The sequence below is a fragment of the Williamsia sp. 1138 genome, from assembly GCF_002095435.2.
GTDB lineage: Bacteria > Actinomycetota > Actinomycetes > Mycobacteriales > Mycobacteriaceae > Williamsia.
The window spans coordinates 153,436-173,930 of the sequence record NZ_MJEJ02000045.1 but is presented as its reverse complement, the minus strand read 5'-3'; the positions used below and the strand labels follow the sequence as shown (position 1 = coordinate 173,930).

22 protein-coding genes are annotated in these 20,495 nt (G+C 66.5%); 4 read left to right on the top strand and 18 right to left on the bottom strand.

Translation table 11 applies throughout. The features are described 5' to 3' along the window. The first annotated feature begins 19 nt into the window (after nt 1-19). The 3 genes from BH683_RS16215 to BH683_RS16205 all read left to right on the top strand — a co-directional run bounded on the left by BH683_RS16215 (nt 20) and on the right by BH683_RS16205 (nt 3,626). On the top strand, nt 20-511 hold the full coding sequence (locus tag BH683_RS16215) for a nucleoside deaminase (protein WP_084837288.1): 492 nt from the start codon (nt 20-22) through the stop codon (nt 509-511). After that, complete coding sequence (locus tag BH683_RS16210) at nt 508-1,494, top strand: 2-oxoglutarate and iron-dependent oxygenase domain-containing protein (protein WP_084837287.1); 987 nt, start codon at nt 508-510, stop codon at nt 1,492-1,494. Before BH683_RS16215 ends, BH683_RS16210 begins: the two co-directional genes overlap by 4 nt. 116 nt (nt 1,495-1,610) lie before the next feature. Beyond that, nucleotides 1,611-3,626: an acyl-CoA dehydrogenase gene (locus tag BH683_RS16205; RefSeq protein WP_084837286.1), complete on the top strand. Its 2,016-nt coding sequence runs from the start codon at nt 1,611-1,613 to the stop codon at nt 3,624-3,626. 176 nt (nt 3,627-3,802) lie between these two features. Here the strand turns inward: BH683_RS16205 and BH683_RS16200 are convergent, their stop codons facing one another. The 10 genes from BH683_RS16200 to BH683_RS16155 form a co-directional block, all read right to left on the bottom strand. Next, nucleotides 3,803-4,357: a hypothetical protein gene (locus BH683_RS16200; RefSeq protein WP_084837285.1), complete on the bottom strand. Its 555-nt coding sequence runs from the start codon at nt 4,355-4,357 to the stop codon at nt 3,803-3,805. Further along, nucleotides 4,354-4,749: a hypothetical protein gene (locus BH683_RS16195; RefSeq protein ID WP_084837284.1), complete on the bottom strand. Its 396-nt coding sequence runs from the start codon at nt 4,747-4,749 to the stop codon at nt 4,354-4,356. The genes BH683_RS16200 and BH683_RS16195 overlap by 4 nt, the downstream gene beginning before the upstream one ends. Next, nucleotides 4,746-5,534 (bottom strand): hypothetical protein, encoded by a 789-nt coding sequence (locus BH683_RS16190; RefSeq protein WP_143696070.1) that lies wholly within the window; start codon nt 5,532-5,534, stop codon nt 4,746-4,748. The genes BH683_RS16195 and BH683_RS16190 overlap by 4 nt, the downstream gene beginning before the upstream one ends. A gap of 80 nt (nt 5,535-5,614) precedes the next feature. Beyond that, on the bottom strand, nt 5,615-6,166 hold the full coding sequence (locus BH683_RS16185; RefSeq protein ID WP_084837282.1) for a hypothetical protein: 552 nt from the start codon (nt 6,164-6,166) through the stop codon (nt 5,615-5,617). A gap of 71 nt (nt 6,167-6,237) precedes the next feature. Continuing rightward, complete coding sequence (hemB, locus tag BH683_RS16180) at nt 6,238-7,233, bottom strand: porphobilinogen synthase (RefSeq protein WP_084837281.1); 996 nt, start codon at nt 7,231-7,233, stop codon at nt 6,238-6,240. A 10-nt stretch (nt 7,234-7,243) separates the two neighbouring features. Then, a complete protein-coding gene (locus BH683_RS16175; RefSeq protein WP_084837338.1) occupies nt 7,244-8,932 on the bottom strand; it encodes a bifunctional uroporphyrinogen-III C-methyltransferase/uroporphyrinogen-III synthase in 1,689 nt (562 codons plus the stop codon). A gap of 45 nt (nt 8,933-8,977) precedes the next feature. Then, nucleotides 8,978-9,916, bottom strand: a complete 939-nt coding sequence (hemC, locus tag BH683_RS16170; protein ID WP_084837280.1) for a hydroxymethylbilane synthase — start codon at nt 9,914-9,916, stop codon at nt 8,978-8,980. A 3-nt stretch (nt 9,917-9,919) separates the two neighbouring features. Beyond that, nucleotides 9,920-11,266, bottom strand: a complete 1,347-nt coding sequence (locus BH683_RS16165; RefSeq protein ID WP_084837279.1) for a glutamyl-tRNA reductase — start codon at nt 11,264-11,266, stop codon at nt 9,920-9,922. Beyond that, the gene (locus BH683_RS16160) at nt 11,263-12,054 is read right to left on the bottom strand and encodes a redox-sensing transcriptional repressor Rex (RefSeq protein WP_246833413.1); all 792 of its coding nucleotides are present in this window, start codon (nt 12,052-12,054) and stop codon (nt 11,263-11,265) included. The genes BH683_RS16165 and BH683_RS16160 overlap by 4 nt, the downstream gene beginning before the upstream one ends. Before the next feature lie 164 nt (nt 12,055-12,218). Then, nucleotides 12,219-12,473, bottom strand: a complete 255-nt coding sequence (locus BH683_RS16155; RefSeq protein WP_084837278.1) for a glutaredoxin family protein — start codon at nt 12,471-12,473, stop codon at nt 12,219-12,221. Between the two features lie 139 nt (nt 12,474-12,612). Between BH683_RS16155 and BH683_RS16150 the strand changes: the two genes are divergently transcribed. After that, nucleotides 12,613-13,803 (top strand): HAD-IB family hydrolase, encoded by a 1,191-nt coding sequence (locus BH683_RS16150; RefSeq protein WP_246833412.1) that lies wholly within the window; start codon nt 12,613-12,615, stop codon nt 13,801-13,803. Nucleotides 13,804-13,887: 84 nt separating this feature from the next. Here BH683_RS16150 and BH683_RS16145 read toward each other — a convergent pair whose 3' ends face one another. The 8 genes from BH683_RS16145 to BH683_RS16110 all read right to left on the bottom strand — a co-directional run bounded on the left by BH683_RS16145 (nt 13,888) and on the right by BH683_RS16110 (nt 20,488). Continuing rightward, complete coding sequence (locus BH683_RS16145) at nt 13,888-14,442, bottom strand: hypothetical protein (protein ID WP_084837276.1); 555 nt, start codon at nt 14,440-14,442, stop codon at nt 13,888-13,890. Nucleotides 14,443-14,456: 14 nt separating this feature from the next. Continuing rightward, nucleotides 14,457-15,593: a lysophospholipid acyltransferase family protein gene (locus BH683_RS16140; protein WP_084837275.1), complete on the bottom strand. Its 1,137-nt coding sequence runs from the start codon at nt 15,591-15,593 to the stop codon at nt 14,457-14,459. Nucleotides 15,594-15,729: 136 nt separating this feature from the next. Beyond that, nucleotides 15,730-16,791, bottom strand: a complete 1,062-nt coding sequence (locus BH683_RS16135) for an NAD-dependent epimerase/dehydratase family protein (RefSeq protein WP_084837274.1) — start codon at nt 16,789-16,791, stop codon at nt 15,730-15,732. A 128-nt stretch (nt 16,792-16,919) separates the two neighbouring features. Beyond that, nucleotides 16,920-17,021, bottom strand: a complete 102-nt coding sequence (locus BH683_RS16130) for an AURKAIP1/COX24 domain-containing protein (RefSeq protein WP_003402602.1) — start codon at nt 17,019-17,021, stop codon at nt 16,920-16,922. A 220-nt stretch (nt 17,022-17,241) separates the two neighbouring features. Further along, a complete protein-coding gene (locus tag BH683_RS16125; protein WP_084837273.1) occupies nt 17,242-17,457 on the bottom strand; it encodes a helix-turn-helix domain-containing protein in 216 nt (71 codons plus the stop codon). A 347-nt stretch (nt 17,458-17,804) separates the two neighbouring features. Beyond that, nucleotides 17,805-18,641: a pyrroline-5-carboxylate reductase gene (gene proC / locus BH683_RS16120; RefSeq protein WP_084837272.1), complete on the bottom strand. Its 837-nt coding sequence runs from the start codon at nt 18,639-18,641 to the stop codon at nt 17,805-17,807. Between the two features lie 81 nt (nt 18,642-18,722). After that, nucleotides 18,723-19,571, bottom strand: coding sequence for a thioesterase family protein (locus BH683_RS16115; protein WP_084837271.1), 849 nt, complete (start codon nt 19,569-19,571; stop codon nt 18,723-18,725). A gap of 20 nt (nt 19,572-19,591) precedes the next feature. Beyond that, the gene (locus tag BH683_RS16110) at nt 19,592-20,488 is read right to left on the bottom strand and encodes a sugar phosphate isomerase/epimerase (RefSeq protein ID WP_084837270.1); all 897 of its coding nucleotides are present in this window, start codon (nt 20,486-20,488) and stop codon (nt 19,592-19,594) included. Between the last annotated feature and the right edge of the window lie 7 nt (nt 20,489-20,495).

Below are 20,495 nucleotides of genomic sequence, written 5' to 3'. Positions count from 1 at the left end.
GAGGGGCACGGTTGAGGACATGACGACATCCATCGATGTTTCCCCGACCACGCTCCTCGAGATCGCTTACGCCGAGGCTCAACAAAGCCTGACAGAGGGCGGCATCCCCATCGGGGCGGCGCTGTTCGCCTCGGACGGGGTGCTCCTGGGCCGGGGCCACAACCGCCGGGTCCAGAACGACGATCCGTCGGTTCACGGTGAAACAGACGCCTTCCGTAACGCCGGCCGCCAGACCGACTACCGGTCGACCATCATGGTCACCACCCTGGCGCCGTGCTGGTATTGCAGCGGGCTGATCCGGCAATTCAACATCGGCTCGGTGATCGTGGGCGAGAACACCACCTTCCAGGGCGGCGAGAACTGGCTCACCGATCTGGGCGTCGCGGTGACCGTGCTGAACGATCCGCGCTGCATCTCGATGATGTCGTCGTTCATCGACGACAACCCCCTCCTGTGGAACGAAGACATCGGGGTCGCCGACGAAGAGGCCTCGAACGGGGGCACACGATGACCGGCAGTCCCGTTCTCACGGTGGACATCTCGCAGTGGCGAGCCGGCGGCGAGGCGGCAACCGCCATGTGCGCCGCCGTCGACGAGAGCTTGCAGAAAGCAGGCTTCCTCCTGGTGACCGGACACGGCATCGATCCCGAACTCCCCCGCGCCCTCCGTGCCGCTGCACGCGAGTTCTTCTCGCTGCCAACGCAAGTGAAGGACAAATACGCGGTCGCCGTGGGCGGTCGCGGCTGGATCGGCCCGGGTATGGAGGCCAACGGCTATTCCGAGGGGACCGAGACCCCACCCGATCTCAAGGAGACATACAACTGCGGCGCCCAGACACCTGTCGGTGACCCCGTCGTGGACGCCCTGTGGTTCCCGCCCGACGTGTGGCCGGCGGAGGTGCCCCAACTGGCCGAGCTGTTCGTCGAATACTGCCGCCAGATGAAGTCGTTGTCCGACGACCTCCTCGCGCTGATGTCGGCGTCACTGGGACTGCCGGATTCGGCCAATCCCTTTCTCGGACTTGCCGACAATGCGACCTGGACGGCGAACATCAACCACTATCCGGCGCTGACCCAGACCGGCCCGGTCGCGGACGGTCAGTTCCGGATCGGACCGCACACCGATTTCGGCACCGTCACGGTGCTCGACCGCGAACCCGGCGCCGGCGGACTGCAGGTCTACAGCGACGAGGGCGGCTGGGCCGACGCGCCGTACGACCCCGCTGCGCTGACCATCAACATCGGTGATCTGCTCGAGTACTGGACCGCCGGTCGCTGGCGTGCGGGGCGGCATCGCGTCCTACCCCCACCGTCGCAGGCTCCGGAAGAAGACCTCGTCTCGCTGATCTTCTTCTATGAGCTCAACCACGACGCCGAGGTCGTCCCGCTGCAGCCACCGATCGGCGCCGAAGCCGGTCGACCGCCCGTAATCTCGGGCGACTTCATCGGCGAACGCCTCGACGCGATCACGGTAGGTGCGCCTGCGACGCACTGACCGGATCAGCTGTCCGCGAGGTGAATCAGGCGTCGCCATAACCCGACCTACTGAGTGTGACGCGTATCTACACATATCCAGGGTTGCGGCACGAAGCGCTGGGTATTCTCGGGACTATGACTGCCATCGAAGCCAGTTCCGCCGATCTGCCCGCTCCTGGCGAACCTGATGCCCTGACGAGCACGACACCTGACGACGACCGCGAGCTGCTGATCGACAATCTGCGGATTGCGCTCGACGGCCGCTGGCGCACCACCCGTGAGACGGTGCGTGGGCAGCTCAATAATGCCGAGTTCTTGCCCGACCCGTCCCGCACGCTGGATGAGGCGCGCGCCCGCATGCTGGAGCTCATGAAGGAGCTGACCTCGCACGGGTTCCCGCGGTCCGGTTTCCTGGAGAAGCACGGCGGCACCGGCGACATCGGTGCCTCGATCAGCGCTATCGAACTCCTCGGCTACGCGGATCTGTCCCTGATGGTCAAAGCGGGCGTCCAGTGGGGACTGTTCGGTGGCGCCGTCGAGAATCTCGGCACCGCACGACACCACGAGACCCTGGTGCCGGGCCTCATCGACCTCGACCTGCTCGGCTGCTTCGCGATGACGGAGACCGGACACGGCTCCAACGTGCAGGCGCTGCAGACCACCGGTACCTACGACCCGGCGACCGGCGAGTTCGTCATCCACTCCGAATCCCATCTCGCCCGCAAGGACTACATCGGCGGCGCCGCCCAGCACGCCAAGGTCGCCGCGGTGTTCGCGCAGTTGGTCACCGGCGGCCCCGGAGAAGAGCCGACGAGTCGCGGCGTCCACTGTTTCGTGGTGCCGCTGCGTGACGACGAGGGCAACGACCTACCGGGCGTGACCACGAGCGACGACGGATACAAGGGCGGACTGGCCGGAGTCGACAACGGGCGCATCGAATTCGACCATGTCCGGATCCCGCGGGACAACCTGCTCAACCGTTACGCCGATGTCGCGGAAGACGGCACCTACAGCTCACCGATCGAGAACGAAAACCGGCGCTTCTTCACCATGCTCGGCACCCTCATCCGTGGCCGCGTCAGCGTCGCCGCCACCGCAGGAGCCGCAGGCCGCAAGGCCCTGACAATCGCCACGCGATACGGGCTGGTGCGCAAGCAGTTCGAGTCCCCCGACTCCACCGACGAGATCACCATCATGGACTACCTGGGTCATCAGCGAAAACTGCTGCCGCTCATCGCGAAGTCCTACGCGCTGACGTTCGCGCAGAACGAGATCATCGAAGAACTGCACGAACTCCAGTCCGCCGAGGATCTCGACGAAGACCGCCAGCGCCAACTCGAGAGCGCCGCTGCCGGATTGAAAGCGATGACCACCTGGCACGCGTCCAACACGATCAACGTGTGCCGCGAAGCCTGCGGTGGCGCCGGATATCTCGACGAGAACCAGCTCTCGATCATGCGCGGTGACATCGACGTGTTCACCACGTTCGAAGGCGACAACACCGTCCTCACCCAACTGGTGGCGAAAGAGCTGCTGTCGGCGTACGCGCAAGATGTACGCGGACTCAACACCGTCGGCTGGGCACGGTTCATCGCCGGGATGGCGCGCGACGTCATCCTCGAGAAGTCCGCTGCTCGCCAGGTGGTGCAGACGCTGATCGACGGCTCCGACGAAGATCCCGAGCAATCCGATCTCACCAACCGCGGCACGCAGATCCGGCTCTTCCGTAACCGCGAAGACCACCTCATCCGCACCTGTGCGAACCGCCTTCGGCGGGCCACCGAGGACGACAACGACCCCTTCGAAGTGTTCAACGGCGCCCAGGATCACCTGCTCAAAGTCGGCTCCGCGCACACCGAGCGTGTGGTGCTCGAGGCGTTCGTCGACGCTATCGACCGCTGCGACAGCAAGGCCGGCACCGAACTACTCGGCAAGGTGTGCGACTTGTTCGTGTACTCGGCCCTCGACGACGATCTCGACTGGTTCCTGATGCACCGGCACGTGTCGGTGGAACGCGCCAAGGCCATCCGCCGGGGAGTGAACGAACTGTGCCGCGACCTGCGGCCCCATGCCCGCACCCTGGTCGACGCCTTTGCTGTGCCGGAGGAGCTGCTGAAGACGGTGATGATCCCAGATCAGGACTCTGTTTGATGGCGCGCTCCGCTCGCTTGTCGGCGCGGCCATCGGGCGCGAGTTCTTGACAGTGTTGATCTGCTCGCTCCCCTCGCTTGTCGGCGCGGCCATCGGGCGCGAGTTCTTCCTCTCTCCTCGCATCGCTGGCGCTCGCTCCTCGTTCGTCCAGAACACGCGCGGCCGCGCCTCCCGACCTAATCTTCGTCGGGGCGCGGGGCGCGTTTTCTCGGGCCGAGGCCTAGCTCTATCGCCTGGTGAGCCTGTGTGAGCTCGGAGCGGAAGTGGTCGACGTCCCGGGCCCAGGCCTGAGCCAGCTTGCCGTTGGTCATTCTGATCCCGACGCCTTTACGACGACGGGGTACCGCCGACAGTTCACCGAGTGCGGGCGCGCTCTCCCACTTCTGGGGTTCGGGGCTGTTGTTCTCGGGAAAGATCTCGCTGATCTCGTCGAGCAGAATCGTCTGCGCGCCCTGGCGCAGCGACCGCTCGGTCAGCATCATGCTCACGTGAGTCCTGGCCGCGTAGACCTGCACCAGTGAGAAACCACCGATGACGAGGGCGAACACGAGCAGCGCGGGCCAATGCAACTTACCGCCGCCGATGATCTCGGTGACCAGCACTATCAGGCACAGCACCGGACCGATGGCAACCACCCACCACGCGCCACCCGACTCGGCGTAGAGGACCTCGCCCTCGTCCGCGCTCTCGTCGGCGACGATGTCATCGTCGTCCGGGTACTCCTCGCTCATTTCTCGGCGAACCACGGTTCCGCTGAGGGCCGGTAGACCATCATCGACCCAACGAGGGCGAAGAGGCTGAACAGCAGCGGTGCCGCGGCGACCTGTGCCACCAGCAGCGATGCCAGCACTCCGAGCGCGACCAGCATCAGGGTGAAGACGGCCAACGCCGACCGCCAGCGCGGGTCACCAGGAAAAGCCTTGCGGGCCAGCACGATCAAGCCGGCGCCGATGGCAGCGAAGAAGACACCGAAGATGACGAACCCGACGCCGCTCGCGACGAGACTCACGACGATGATCGCCACCCCGTAGAGGACCAACAGAACGCCTGCGGCCATCCACAGCCAGTAGGCCCGCGTGACCAGCTTCGGGGGTACCGCCGGATCGACGGGCGTGGTGCTCACTGGCGTTCTCCTGTGTCGGACCCAGGCTGTCGGTTCTGGGAACTCGGGGGGTTTTGGGGGTTCTGGGTATCTGGGGGATTCTGCGGGGCCGGCGGCTGATACTGCTGCGGCGGATACCCCGGCTGCCCGTACTGCTGGTATTGACCGGCGCTCGGATACTGGCCCGGGTACTGGCCCTGCGGAGGATAACCGCCGACAGGGGGATATCCGCCCGGTGGGTACACCGAGGCCGGCCGCTTCTTCTCGGCGCGCCATGCGGCCATGTCCTTGCAGTACTGATCGGAGTCGCGGTGCAGGAGCAACACCCCTGCGCCCAGCGCCCCGACTCCACCGATCACCGTGGGGATCATCGTCCAGTGGTCCGCTCCGGCGACGAAGAAGGCGTAGACGGTCTGCACCACCAGGTAGAAGCTGAGGAACCCGAGCCCGAGCCTGGCCCAGTTCCGTCCCGAGCGAGCGAACCAGGTCAGGGTCCCGCAGATCCCACCGATCATCACGATCGAAATCACGATCACCATGGTGACGACGAGGGCGTAGGAGACCGGCTGACCCTGCCGCGCCATGTCGTCGCGGACCTGATCGATCTGATCGGAGGCGAGCGTGAACTGACCGCAGACGGCCACGATCTGCGCGATGGTCACCACGACCCACAGTTCGGTGGCGATCGCGAGAGAACTGACGAGCGGCGGCCTCTCGACCTGCTGCGGTCGGTCCGGCGCCGGTATGCGGCCCGGCTGCGGCGCGCCATAAGGGTCTCGGCCGTAGGGCGGCGGGGTCACGGACATGACCACCACCCTAGTGGCACCGGTGCGAACGCCTTGGGGTTGTCACCCGGCGATCGTGCGCCGCCCGAGTTTCGAACCGACTACCGATCCCCCGACGAATCGATCTGCATGCGGTGGTCGCAGACCCAGTCCCGGTAGGCCACCACATCCACCCCGAGAATCGTCGCACTCACCTCGACGGGCACCCCCTCGCCTGCCAGCAGCCGCATCAGCGGGAACCAACCGGATTGGTGCAGGGGCGGATCGGCGACCAGCTCCTTGGCCCGGAGGCGGACCGTGCTCTCAAAAGCGCGCATCAGACTGTCGCAGTCGTCGACAGGCTTCGCGGGGTGGCGCCCGCCTCCGCCCACTCGTGACTCTGTACTGCCGAGCTGCTGACGGGAGCGCTGAACGCGCTCGGCGGTCTCTGCCTCGAAGACCCGGAGTGGCTGATCCCCGGCCAGCCAGCGCCGATAATCCGCCGCCTCGAAATCCAGGACCGCAGCCGACGCCTCCACCGGAATACCGTCGTCGCGAAGCTGTTTCACGAAGCGGTACAGGTCATCTCGCGTAGCGATGTCACCCTGCGCGCTCCACCGTCGCCTGATCGAGCGTGAGAAGACGTGCTCGACCCGATTCGATCCATCCGACACGGCAGTTCCCCCAGAACCCCATTCGTATCATCAGCCCCCACCAATGAACGATCACCAATCATCTGTGATGTTCAATGTAGCGCAGCAGCGACCTCGTGGGCCCAATATGTGAGCACGATGTCAGCTCCAGCTCGCCGGATACCGAGAAGCGACTCGAAGATCGCCGCATCACGATCGATCCAGCCGCGTTCGGCGGCGGCGGTGATCATCGCGTACTCCCCCGAGATCTGGTAGGCCGCCACCGGGACGTCGGCCTCGTCGGCGACCCGGCGCAACACGTCGAGGTACGACATCGCCGGCTTCACCATCACCATGTCGGCGCCCTCGGCCAGGTCCAGGGCCAGCTCGCGCATGGACTCCCGGAGGTTCGCCGGATCCTGCTGGTACGTCTTCCGGTCGCCCTGCAGCGACGAGCCGACGGCCTCACGGAACGGGCCGTAAAAGGCCGAGGAGTACTTGGCGGTGTAGGCGAGGATCGCCGTCTCGGAGAAGCCGGCGCGGTCGAGAGCCGCTCGGATCACCCCGACCTGGGCATCCATCATCCCGCTGGGCCCGACGACGTGCGCTCCGGACCGGGCCTGCACCACGGCCATCTCGGCGTAACGCTCCAGGGTGGCATCGTTGTCGACGACACCGTCGTCGCGCAGGACCCCGCAATGTCCGTGGTCGGTGAACTCGTCGAGACAGGTATCGGCCATGATCACCGTCGAGTCACCGAGATCGGAGCGAAGATCCTTCAGGGCCGCGTTGAGCACCCCATCGGGATCGGTGCCCGCACTGCCGACAGCATCCTTGTCGGCGGCAGCCGGGACTCCGAAGAGCATCAGGCCGCCGACCCCTGCAGCGACGGCGTCTCCCGCCGCACGCCGCAACGACTCCCTCGTGTGCTGGACGACGCCGGGCATCGAGCTGATCGGGCGCGGTTCGTCGATGCCGTCGGCGACGAACATAGGCAACACCAGATGCCGTGGCTCGAGCGATGTCTCGGCAACCAGCCGGCGCATCGCCGGAGTGCTGCGGAGTCGCCGGGGACGATCGAAAGGCGGACGGTCGGAAGATGCGGTCATACCCGCCAGCCTACGAGCGCGACCGACGAGCCTTCTTACGCGGCGGAGGCAAGGCACCCTCGGCGCGCAGCCGGGCGGCGTGCTCGGCGAGCGCGTCGACCAGCTCGGGCACCGACGCGTTCTCCGGGCGCACGTCGACCCGGAGGCCGAACTCGGTGGCGGTCTCGGCGGTCTTCGGCCCGATGCAGGCGACGATCGTGCGTGCATGTGGCTTGCCGGCGATGCCGACCAGGTTGCGGACGGTCGAGCTCGAGGTGAAGCAGACCGCGTCGAAACCACCGGTCTTGATCATCTCGCGGGTCTCGGCGGGCGGCGGCGCGGCACGGACCGTGCGGTACGCGGTGACGTCGTCGATCTCCCAGCCGCGGCCGCGCAGGCCTTCGGACAGGGTCTCGGTGGCGATGTCGGCGCGTGGCAACAGGATCCGGTTCACCGGGTCGAAGACGTCGTCGTACGGCGGGAAGTCCTCGAGCAGTCCCAGCGAGGACTGCTCGCCCGAGGGCAGCAGTTCGGGGTTGATCCCGAATCCGCGTACCTTCTCGGCCGTGGCCTCACCGACACAGGCGATCTTGACGCCACTGAAAGCCCTTGCATCCAAACCGAATTCGGCGAACTTGTCCCAGACGGCGCGGACGGCGTTGGTGGAGGTGAACACCACCCACTGGTAGCGGCCGTCGACCAGACCCTTGACGGCGCGTTCCATCTGCGCCGGGCTGCGGGGCGGCTCGACGGCAATCGTCGGGACCTCCATCGGGATGGCGCCGTGCGTGACGAGCCGTTCCGACATGTCGCCGGCCTGATCCTTGGTACGCGGCACCAGCACGGTCCAGCCGTACAGGGCGCGTGATTCCCACCAGCTCAGCTTGCCGCGCTGGGTGACGACCTTGCCGATGGTGACGATCAGCGGCCCGGTCAGGGCGCTGCCGCTCTCGTTGAGGGTGGCCAGCGTCGCCTCGATGGTGCGCTGCTGGCAGGTGGTCCCGTTGACGGTGATCGCGGCAGGCGTCTGCGCTGCCAGTCCGTGCTCGGTCAGCGCACTGGCGGTCTCGGCCAGATGGCCCGACGTCGCATGCAGGACCAGCGGTCCGGGCGCAGCGGCCAGAGCCGCCCAGTCGACCTCTCCGCGGACATCTGCCTCGGTGTGCCCCGAGCCCAGCGGCATACCCGCGTAACTCGGCACAGCGGCGGTGGCGGGCAGCCCGGGGATGACCTCGAACTGCACCTGGGTGCGGGCGACGGCGTTGACCTCGGCGAGGACCGAATCGGTGGTCAACGGGTCGCCTGCGACGAGCCGGACCACGTCCTCACCCTCGCGGGCGGTGGCGACCAGCGTCTTGGCCACCTCGTTCGGATCGCCCAGGGCCGGACGCACATTGCTCAGCGGCTCGTCGGCGGCGGGGGCGTCTGCGGCGGGGGTGTCGTGTTCCCCACCCTGCTGATCGGCGCCGTCTGCCGCGGCGCTAGGGTCTTGTTTGCTCGGTTTGGCAGTCCGCGAGGAACCGGTCTTCGCCTCGGCCTGCTGCCCTGGTTTGACACCGATCTGGTCGACGACCGCGGACGGCACGTCGGGATCGATGAACACCGTGACGGCGTTCTCGATCGCGGTGCGGGCGCGGACGGTCAACAATCCCGGGTCGCCGGGGCCTGCCCCGACAAAGAGAATGCGACCAGGGGTAACGGCCTTTTTGGTACGGCTCATGCTCAGCACTCCTGCCCCGTGGGGCTGTAGCTCGGCCCGCTGGCTCTAGAGGAGCTCTTTAGCTCCTTGATCCAGCAGTTCTGCGGCAAGTTCTCGGCCGAGTTCGGTCGCTCGTTCGGTCGGGCCCACCACCGAGGCCTTGATCGCGTCCGAACCATCTTCGGCAACGACCGTCGCGCGGAGCGACAGCTCGGTGAATATGCGTCCGTCCTCATCGATCGACTCGACCACCTCGGCCAAAGCACCGATCGGTGCCGTGCATCCGGCCTCCAGGGCCGCAAGCACCGCACGTTCGGCGTCAATCGCCGCACGGGTGGACGGATCGTCCAACTCGGCGAGAATGCTCACCAATTGGGCATCGTCTGCGCGGCACTCCACGGCCAAGGCGCCCTGTGCAGGCGCCGGTAGCATCTGAACCGGATCCAACGCTTCGGTGACCTCATCGGTCCGTCCGATTCGTACGAGTCCGGCCCGGGCTACTACCACCGCGTCGAGTTCCCCGCTGGCGACTTTGCCCAACCGAGAATCAAGGTTGCCTCGTAGGGGGCGGATTTCCAAACCGAGACCCAATGCTCTAAGCTGCGCCGCCCGACGCGGCGCGGAGGTGCCGACAGTGGCGCCCGGAAGCAGCTCACCGAGCACTTTTCCGCCTGCGGCGACCAGTGCGTCCCGCGGGTCCTCGCGAGGCGGGATGGCGGCGATCACGAGTCCGGGCTCGGGTGCGGTCGGCAGGTCCTTGTACGAGTGCACGGCGACGTCGACCTCATCGGAGGTCAGCGACTGGCGGATCGCGGTGGTGAAGACACCGACCCCGATCTGCTGGACCGGAGCTGCGGACAGGTCGCCCGCGGTCTTGATGATGACGAGTTCGGCCGGGTGTCCGGCAGCGATCAGGGCGTCGCGGACGGTGCCGGCCTGGGTGGTGGCCAGCAAGGAACCACGGGTTCCGATCCGGATCGGATTCGGACTGGACGAGCGGCTCAATTCCTACCGGGCCTTTCCATGGGTGTCGGTCTCGCCGAGACCGACCTCGGGTGCGGAAACAGATTCGGCCGCACCTGGTTTGAGTTCGAACAGTTCGCGCAGTGCCTCGGCGTAATGATCGCCCTGCGGGGTGCTGGCAAGTTGCTTCACGCGCACGGTCGGTGCGTGCAGCAGCTTGTCGACCACACGCCGCACGGTCTTGGCGACCTCGTCGCGCTGAGGGTCGTCGAGACCGGGGAGCCGGCTCTCGAGACGCAGCATCTCGGCCTGCACCACCTCGGCCGCCCGCTGCCGGAGCGCCGTCACGGTGGGCGTCACCTCGGCCTGACGCTGATGCGTGAGGTAGTCGGCGAGCTCTGCCAGCACGATGTCGCGAGCCGCGACCTCATCGGCGTCGGCCGCCTTGGTGCCCTCATCGCCGCGCAGACCCTCGATGTCGATGATGTGCACATCCGGCAGCCGCCCGGCCGCAGGATCGACGTTGCGGGGCAATCCGAGGTCGCAGATGACCAGCGGCCCGGCAGCGGTCCGCCTGGCCAGTGCCGAATGCACCTCACCGACGCCGACCACGGTGCCGATGGTGCCCGTACAGGTGACGAGTACGTCGGCGCCGGCCAGCGCGTCCGTCAGGTCGTCCATCTCGACGGCGCGGGCGTCCACGCCATGATTCTTGGCGACGTTGGCCGCGAGGTGCTGTGCCTTCTCGAACGTCCGGTTCACCACCATGAGGTCGGTGACACCTGCCCTGGCGAGGTGCGCAGCAGCGAGGCCACCCATCGCGCCCGCACCGAAGACGACGGCCGATCCGATCTCCCCGCCGAGGACGCTCTTGGCGCGCTCGAGGGATACCGACACCACCGAGGCGCCCGCGCGATCGAGTCCGGTCTCGCTGTGGACCCGCTTGCCCACCCGCAGCGCCTGCTGCGCCAACTCATGCAGCACCCGGCCTGCCGAGCGGTTGGCATCGGCGCTGGCATACGACGACCGGATCTGACCCAGGATCTGCTGCTCGCCGACGACCATCGAGTCCAGGCCCGCAGCGACCGAGAACAGATGCTCCACCACGGCCTCGGAATACCGGACGTAGGCGTATTTGGTCATCTCGTTGACCGTCATGCCCGAATGCCTGCCCATGACCTCGCCCACCGCTTCCAGCGCGGGGTGGAAGGCGTCGACCACGGCGTAGACCTCGACGCGGTTGCACGTGGAGACGATCATCGCCTCGCTGATCTGCGGGCTGTCGAGGAGATCTTCGATCAGCTTGGGGCGATCGGTGTCGGTGACGGCAAGCCGCTCGAGTATCGGCACCGGCGCACTGCGGTGCGAGATGCCGAACAGGAAGATACTCACACGCCCACCGACCTTTGTTTCGTTTGCGTCCGGCCGACTGGGGCCGACTTACGCTGCACAACTTGAGCTTCCGCGCTGTTCCTGCGGGTCGCGTTGAACGCCATCACCTGCAACTCCAGAGCGAAGTCGACGGGCCTGACGTAGACGTGCTCGGGCACCCGGGGTGCCACGCACGTGAAATTGAGGATCTGCTGCACGCCCGCGGCGACGAAACTGTCGCACGTGATCTGGGCGTTCTCGTCGGACGTCGCGAGAACAGCGATCTCGACGCGGTGCTCCGCGCAGATCGCCGGGATCTCGGCGAGCCCGCGCACCTGGAGTTCGCCTTCGGCGGCGGCGATGGACGTACCGACCAACTCCGGGTCCGCTTCGACCATGGCGACGATCTTGATGCCGCGGCGATCGAAGCCCACCCGGTTGATGAGGGCCTTGCCGAGGTGACCGGCGCCGGCGAGCACCACATTGTGGTTGTGCTCGACACCGAGAGCCAGAGCGATACGGGCGACGAGGCGGCTGACGTCGTATCCGACGCCGCGCACTCCGCCCGAGCCGACGTGAGAGAGGTCTTTGCGGAGTATCGCGGAGTTCACACCCGCGGCCGCTGCGAGTTGCCCGGACGAGACGACCATCGCGCCGGTTTCGCTCATCGAGCGCAACACGTGCAGGTAGGTGGCGAGCCGGGCGACGGCAGCGCTCGGGATGTCGGGCTGTGGGCCACCGGCCGAACCCGAGCTCCCCTTGTCTCCCGCATCTGCAGGACTCTTCCCCATGCCGACCGTCTTCCTCATTGGGCGCCACCGTCCGCGGCTCTGCGGACCCTGGTGTCTGCGGGTCGCGGAGCAGGCGTGATGCCTGCGAAAAGCACCGCGGACGCACTGACTCGCGGTATCACGTTACCGCTTGTGAATCGATTCACAAACTCGGCCCCCCAAATTCTGTCCATCCGTCTGGACTACTGTCCAGATGCCGCCTGCAAATCGGCTCGCAGCCTGGGGATATCCACATCCCAATAGCTGTGCTCACGACCGTCGAGAAGAACGACCGGCAAACGGTCGCCGAACTCGGCGCGCACGCCCGGATCGGTGTCGGCGATGGCATCGACGTCGATCTCCTCGAACTCGACCGCGAAGTCGGCGATGAGCGGGTCGAGGTCGGCGCGGGCCCGGGCGCAGGCGGTACACCCCGCCCTGGTGAGCAACGTGATCATCACCCAGCCAGTCTGCCATGCACGCCCGCGTGGCTGACGAGCACGCCCGCCTGGCTGACAGGCACGCCCGCGTGGCGCGACCGCCGGTCATCGCCCGCGTACCGACTACGCTGAACGAGACCCACAGGAGGCGATGCGAGTGACAAATACTCCGGGCGACGACAACGCCGGTGACGCAGACCGATCCCGCCTCGACGAACCCGAAGACCTGTTTGATCCTGCGCTCGACGACGATCTCGTCGACGACGACGATGCACCGGATGACGACGCTCCGGACGACGACGGTCCAGATGGTGACGACCCCGACGGTGACGACCTCGACGGCGAAGCCCAACCCGCGACCGCATCCGGTCCACTGTCGCCCCTGACCAGCCGCGTCGGCAGGTTCCGCCAGTCCGCCGGAGAACTGCGTCAGTCACTCGCGGGTGAGGCCAGCGCCCACGCCGCCTACGCGAAACTCCGGGAGCGCGCACTGCCCGGTGGCGGCGACACCCTCGTCGATCCGCGCCTGGACCAGGGTGCTGCCGACGTGGACGAACCCGGCCGCCCCACCGTCGTACCGCCCGATCTCACCGCTGCCGCCTTCTTCGACGTCGACAACACCCTGGTCCAGGGGTCGTCGATGATCCACTTCGCCCGAGGTCTGGCCGCGCGGGACTACTTCAGCTACCGCGACATCATGGAGTTCGTCTGGGCTCAGGCGAAGTTCCGCATCACCGGACGCGAGAACTCCGAAGACGTCGCACAGGGCCGCGAGAAGGCTCTCTCGTTCATCGCCGGCCGCTCCACCGCGGAGCTGGTCCGCGTCGGCGAGGAGATCTACGACGAGTTCATCGCCGACAAGATCTGGCCTGGCACCGCGGCACTGGCCCAGATGCACATCGACGCGGGTCAGCAGGTGTGGCTCGTCACCGCCACGCCCGTCGAACTGGCCCAGACGATCGCCGAACGGCTCGGGTTGACGGGAGCGCTGGGCACGGTGGCCGAGAGCGTCGACGGAGTGTTCACCGGGCGACTGGTCGGCGACCTCCTGCACGGCCTCGGCAAGGCCCACGCGGTGCGCTCGCTCGCCATCCGCGAGGGACTGAACCTCAAGCGCTGCACCGCCTACTCCGACTCCCACAACGACGTCCCGATGTTGTCGCTGGTCGGTACCGCCGTCGCGATCAATCCCGACACCGACCTGCGCGACGTCGCGCGCGTGCGCGGCTGGGAGGTCCGGGACTATCGGACCGCGCGCAAGGCCGCGAGGATCGGCGTCCCGACGGCAGTGCTGTTGGGCGCTGCAGGCGGTGGCGCAGCCGCAGCCGTCAAACACCTGCGCCGCTGACCCCCGGGATTCCCATCTTGGTGGGTTCCGGCGAGTGTTTCCCCAGGTGAGGCCCACCAGGACCCACCATCTTCGGGGGTCAGGTCACCACTTGAACATGGGCAGCGGCGAGGTGGGGTGTTCGCGGATGCGCCGGATCGTCAGGTCTATGAGTCTGCGGTGAAAACCGTCATCGGGCAGCTCTTCCGAAACCGCCGAATAGCGTCGGCGCGTCACCCCGAAGCGTACGAGGCCGAGGCTGACGTCCATCGTGTCGGCGCGCCGGAACACCTCGATCGGCGACGCCGGCGGCCCCGCCCTGCGCACCTTGTGATGATCCGAGATCATCTCGGTGACAAGGGTTCTCAGGTCTCCCCGGTCTTGCTCGGCCAACCACCGCTGCGCCAGTTCCACCGACGGCGGCAGGTAATCGAAGGTGCCCGCCGACCAGATCCCGAGGTCATGGAAGACCGCGGCGGTCAGGAACTCCTCGGTGGTGCTGGGGACGGGACTGTGTGGCGCGCGGAACGAGATCGCGTGCAACTCGTCGCAGAAGGCCAGCACGCGGCGGACGTGATTGCGATAGGGGTCCCAGTCGGCGCCGAGCTCCTCGCGCCACGGCTCCAGCCGCCTGTCCACCTCTTCGACGACAGCGCTCACCTGGGGTTCCCCGGTCAGCCGAAGTAGACGCTGGAGCGGCGACTGAGCATCCGGAACAGGGTCTGCTGGATCTCCTCGCGCACATGATCGGTGACGTCGAAGACGACCATCGGGTCGTCGGCCGCCTGCTCATCGAAATGGTCGGTGGCGATCGGCGTCCCGAAATGGATCTGCCACTTCGACGGCAACGGCACGAGGCCGAGCGGTCCGAGAAGGGGGAAGGTCGGGGTGACGGGGATGTAGGGCAGCCCGAGCAGGCGAGCGATGGGCTTGAGGTCGTTGAGCATCGGATAGATCTCCTCCGACCCCACGATCGAGACCGGGATGATCGGGACGCCCGCCCGCAACGCAGTGGTCACGAACCCACCGCGCCCGAAGCGCTGCAGCTTGTAGCGATCTTTGTAGAGCTTGCCGATGCCCTTGAATCCCTCGGGCCAGACGGCGGTGAGCTCTCCCCCGCGCAACAACCGCTGGGCGTCGGCGGTGCAGGCCAGGGTCGACCCGGTACGACGGGCGACCTCGCTGATGAAAGGGGTGTCGAAGGCCAGGTCTGCGGCGAGCACACGCAGGTGGCGCCGATTCTGGTGATAGTCGTGGACCGCGACCGAGGTCATCAGGGCGTCGATCGGGATGGTGCCGGCATGGTTGGCGACGAGTAGCGCGCCTCCCTCCAGCGGGAGATTGTCGATCCCACTCACATCCACGCGGAACCACTTGTCGAACAGCACGCGCATCGCGGGTAGCCACACCGACTCGGTGAAATGCGGGTCGAAGCCGAAGTCGTCGACCTCGTAGTCGCCGGTGACGCGCTGCCGGAGATAACCTGCCGCGCCGGTCAGGGTGTCGGCGAGCGCGTGGCGCACTCCATCGAGATTCAGGAAGGACGACGACGCCTTGGCCGCCTCGGCGTACTGGCCCGCCTCGATCTGGGCGCGGACATCGTCGCTGATCGGGGTGACCGCGGCCTGGTCGAAATCATCGGTGTTCGGATGCCCGGCGGAATTCTGCTGAGCCGCCGCGGATCTCGCCTGGGGTCCATAGCTTTGCGAAGGATGCCTGCGGCGCGGCTGACCGTCCGGACCCGGCGAACTCGAGTAGAGCTGGATCACTTTAGCCGTCCGTGCATCGGACGTCTGGTCCCGATTGGGCACCGCACACACCTCCCTCAAGCCGAAGCCTGATTCCCCGCTCGTGATGCTTCTCGCGCACCCGCATCTTGATTGTCCCCGCCCCGGTGACCCGTTCGCCACTCGGCACCCTCGAAGTCAGAACTTGACGATCATTTTCTCACGTCAGTTGTTTCGCGGCCTGCCTCGTCCATTCCTCCACCCGGCGCCACGCCGCCGGAGAGACCACCGGCGCCAAGGGTTTTCGAGACAGGAAGTCGTCGAACGTCTCCATACTCGTGTACCTCGGGCCGAAACCGAGTTCGGTGCGCATCCGGGTGGTGTCGAGTACCCGCCCGAACGTCAGGTAGTCGATCTGATCGAGCTGCATGGTGCTCACGCGCATTCCGCGATAGACGCCTGCGACCGTGCCCATCATCGACGACGGCACCGGCAGCGCGATCCGCCCGGCTCGGCGCACTGCCTGACTCAGTGTCAGTACGCCGTCTCCCGCCACGTTGAAGATGCCGGATCGGCCTGCGAGTGTCGCGTGTTCGAGCACCGACAGGGCGTCCTCCTCGTGCAGGAACTGCAACCGCGGCTCGTGACCGATGGCGACAGGTATGACCGTCGAGGAGAAGTACTTGCTCATGCGGCTCGAGATCTGCGGACCGAGCATCGCGGTCAGACGCAGGATGGTGACGGCCATGTCCTGGCGGCGACGTCCGAGGCCGCGTGCATAACCCTCGACGTCGATGAGGTCGCGGGCATACCCACCGGTGGGCTCGCGCCGAGCCGAGGTGTCTTCGGAGAAGTGCGCGGGGTCGGCCGAACTCGCCCCGTAGACCATCCCGGTCGATCGCATGACGAACCGCTTCACCGTCGGGCTGCGCTGGCATGCGGCGCACAGCTGCATCGTCCCGATCACATTGAACTCTTTGATCGCGGGCGAATGTCCGACCGTGTCCATCACCGACGTCGCGGCGTGTACGACGGTGTCCACGCCCGCCTGATCGATCACTTTCGCGATGGTGGGCCTGCGGATGTCCACGCGCAGGAACTCCGCGCGACCGAACCGGCGCAACATGTCCTTCGAGGGGGCCAGCGAGTCCACCGCGATCACCCGCTCGACGGCCGGGTTCTGGGCGAGCCGAGTGGTCAGGTACCCACCGAGAAACGTCGATGCACCGGTGACCAGAACGACCCGTGGCGACTGCTGCACCACACCTTCACCATCGACCATGGCGACCAGCGTACGGACTCGATCCTTGTTTCACCCACTGAGACGAGGATTAGGGTTCCGCCAATTCAAACCCTCGTCCAGGCAAAACAAAACCCGCCGACAAGCGGCGGGTTCTGAGGAAAGAAAACTCACTTACCGAGTTTCCTGCGCTGCACTCGCGTGCGACGCAGCAACTTGCGGTGCTTCTTCTTCGACATGCGCTTGCGGCGCTTCTTGATCACTGAACCCATCTGGGAACTTCCTCACGATCTGACCGGATGGTCCTACAGGTTTTGGCCGTCCACACAGGCTGGCTCACTTACTTCGCGCGCCAGAGCACCGGCGAACGGGTCGACTGCAAACCTTACCGCCCGGCGCACCGGTGACGAAATCGCCCGCTCGATCGGCCGACCGCGTGGTGCAGCCGACCTGCCGAACCAGGACGGATTCTGAGTTTGTCAGTCGGGACTTCTATCCGGCGTCGAAATAGGACGTCTCGAGATAGTCGTGCACCGCCTTGGCGTGCACGCGGAAGGAGCGACCCACGCGTACGGCGGGCAACTCTCCGTTGTGCACCAAGCGGTACACGGTCATCTTCGAGACGCGCATCAGGGATGCGACCTCTGCGACGGTCAGGAACTGGGTTCCACCACCGGCGTTGTCACCTGGCTTACTTGCAGATGCCATGAAAATTTCATACCTCCGGGGCACGCGTCGCGGCCGCTCGGCTTCCCCTCCGGCGGACTCCAGACACGCACGTGCTCAGCGAAGCTTAGCGTGGCGGGTGGGGTTAAAGCGACGTGAGTGGGCAACTGATTCGGATTTCTTGCCCGAATCAGGCCTCCAGCGCCCTCCCCCCACCCGTTTTTGCGTCCTCCACCCACAACAATCGGTGGGCGGTACAAAAACGGGTGGAGGGTGGCGCGACATGCACGAACGGCACTTCCCCACCCGTTTTTGCGTCCTCCACCGGTTACGACAGGGGGACGCCGCGAAAACGGGTGGAGGGGGGCTGAACAGGGGTGGCCGAGGCCCTAGGACGTCTCGAGTCCGGAGAGCACCACTCGCCCGATCGCCTCACTCTTCGCCGCGCTGGCACGAACACCTTCGGCGACCGCGTGCCGCAGACCGTGCTTTTCCATCTCCAGCAGCGCCGCGGCGGTCGTCCCGGCGGGCGAGGTGACCGCAGCGCGCAGATCGACCGGCGACATTCCCGAGTCGGTCAGCAGAACACCGGCACCACGCACGGTCTGCGCTGCCAACTCGGTGGCCAGTGCACGCGTGAGCCCGAGAGAGACACCGGCGTCGATCATCGCCTCGGCCATCAGGAACAGGTATGCCGGCCCCGACCCGGACAGCGCGGTGATCGCATCGATCTGCTTCTCCGGGACGACGACGACCTTGCCGACCGTCTCGAGCAGCGTCACGACCGTCGCGACGTGTTCCTCGGTCGCATAACGTCCGGCCGTGACACCGCTCATCGCCTCTCCCACGAGCATGGGGGTGTTCGGCATCACCCGCACCACGGGCGCACCCGCAGGAAGGGCGTTCTCGTACTTGGCGGTGGGCAGCCCGCTGACGAGGGTGACGGTCAGACGCTCGACCTCGCCGACATCCTCGACATCGGCGATCACCGCCAGGACCGCGTCCACGTCGCCCGGCTTGATGGCCAGCACGACGATGTTCGCGCCCTCGACCGCGTCGGCGATGTCGGTCACCCGGACGCCGTACTCCTCGGTCAGCTCCTTGCCCCGGCTCGGCGACTTCTCCGCGATCACGAGGTCCTTGGTCGGTTTGCCGGATCCGATGAGGCCGGCGAGCAACGCCTCCCCGATGTTTCCACCGCCGATGATTGCGATTCGCTGGGTCATGTGGGTCACTTTCTCGTTTCAGGAAGGTTCATTGCCAAGGGGAGGTCGTCAGCCCGACGCCGGGATCTCGACGGGTGCTTGTCAGCCCGACGCCGGTATCAACGCGAGCTGCCGGGTTTGCACGATGACGTCGCCCGCCGAGTCGATGACGAGATGATCTTCTTCGAACCACCCGTGCCCGACCTCGGTACTCGAGGCCTGGATACGCAGCCATCCCGGCGCCGGCAAACGCCGCAGATACGTCGTCAGCTGAACGGTCGGCGCCCAGCCGAACAGATGCAGGTTCATCACGACCGGGGCGCTCAGATCACCGCTCAGGATCGCGAACAGCTCATCGGTCACGCCCTCCTTGGGGCGAGCCCACATCCGGAACACCGGGTCGGCCTTCTCCCCCTTGATGAAGGCGAGCGAGTTGGGCTCGATGGCCACATCGATCGACGCCGACAGGTGCATGACGTCGCCCATGGGGCTCTGGTCGACCCAGATCACGTCATCGGGGGGTTCGATCGGCAGCGCGGTCAACGGGGTGGGCGCCGAGAAGTGGCCGTCGGTGTCGAGGGTGCCGATGGTCACCGTCGAGTGGATCAGATTACGACCGTTCTGGTGCACTTCGACGTCGACCAGGGAGACCGTCCGACCGCGTTTGCGGACCCACACCTTGAGGGTGATCTCCGCCGGGTCGGGGGCACCGAGGTAGTTGGTGGAGATCGCCACCGGCGCGAGACCGGCGGCGGGAGGCGCGCCCTCGGGGGCCGTGGCGACGAAACCCGCCAGCGCCGCCTTCGCGGAGAGCATCTGGGTGGTCCCACCGTGCACCTTCGGCCCGATGGTGAACACGGGGTCGATCACAGCGGTGTAGTCGATGTGATCCGGACCACTGGGACCGGCGGTCCGAAGCGTGTTGAGTTGGTCGAGAGTGGGCGCAGACAACTTTCCGGTGCTCCTGTAAGTCAAGGCCGCTCTAGGTGTGTACGTGCAAAATCCAGTGAGCGGGAAAGGATTTCGAGTCTCTCAGCTTTGGTGTTGACCGCGCTGCTGCTGACTTCCAGCACAACCGAACCAGAGAAATCACTGTCGGCAAGACGGTTACACACTTGCACACACGGTTGCGACCCATCACCCGGGACCAGATGTTCGTCGACGGCCGCCCCCGACCCGTCCGTGAGGTGCAGGTGACGCAGACCGGGGCCCATCCGGTCGAGCATCGCGAGGACGTCGACGCCCGACGTCGCGGCGTGGGAGATGTCGAGGGTGTAGTGCGCATAACCGTCGTCGGTGGGGTCGAACGAGGTCGCGTACGCCGACACCGACGAACCCGGGCCACCGCGCTTGCGCATCCGGTCGGCCGCGCCCTCGTACTTCCCGAAGAACCGATCGGTACGGATGGGGAACATGTTCTCCACGGCCACCGCGACGTCGGAGTCCTCCTCGAGGGTCGAGACGAGCACCGAGAACTCACGCGCGTACCTACGCTGCCACCGAAACGGCGGATGCACGACCACCGTGTCCGCGCCCAGGTCCTCGGCAGCGGTCACCGCCCGCGCCAGTTTCGCAATGGGGTCACGGCCCCATATCCCCTGCGAGATCAGCAGACACGGCGCGTGCACCGACAGCACCGGAAGGTGATAGCGGTCAGACAGCATCGCGACCCGGTCGATGTCCTGACTGACCGGTTCCGCCCACACCATCAGTTCGATGCCGTCATAGCCGAGCTCGTTGGCGTATTGAAAGGCCGCCTCGGTGTTCTGCGGGTAGACCGACGCCGTCGACAACCCGACGGCGATCTCGCCACGAAGCGACTGATCCTGCGAAGCTGCGGCGGGGCCGACCCGCCCCTGTTCCGACACCGACTCC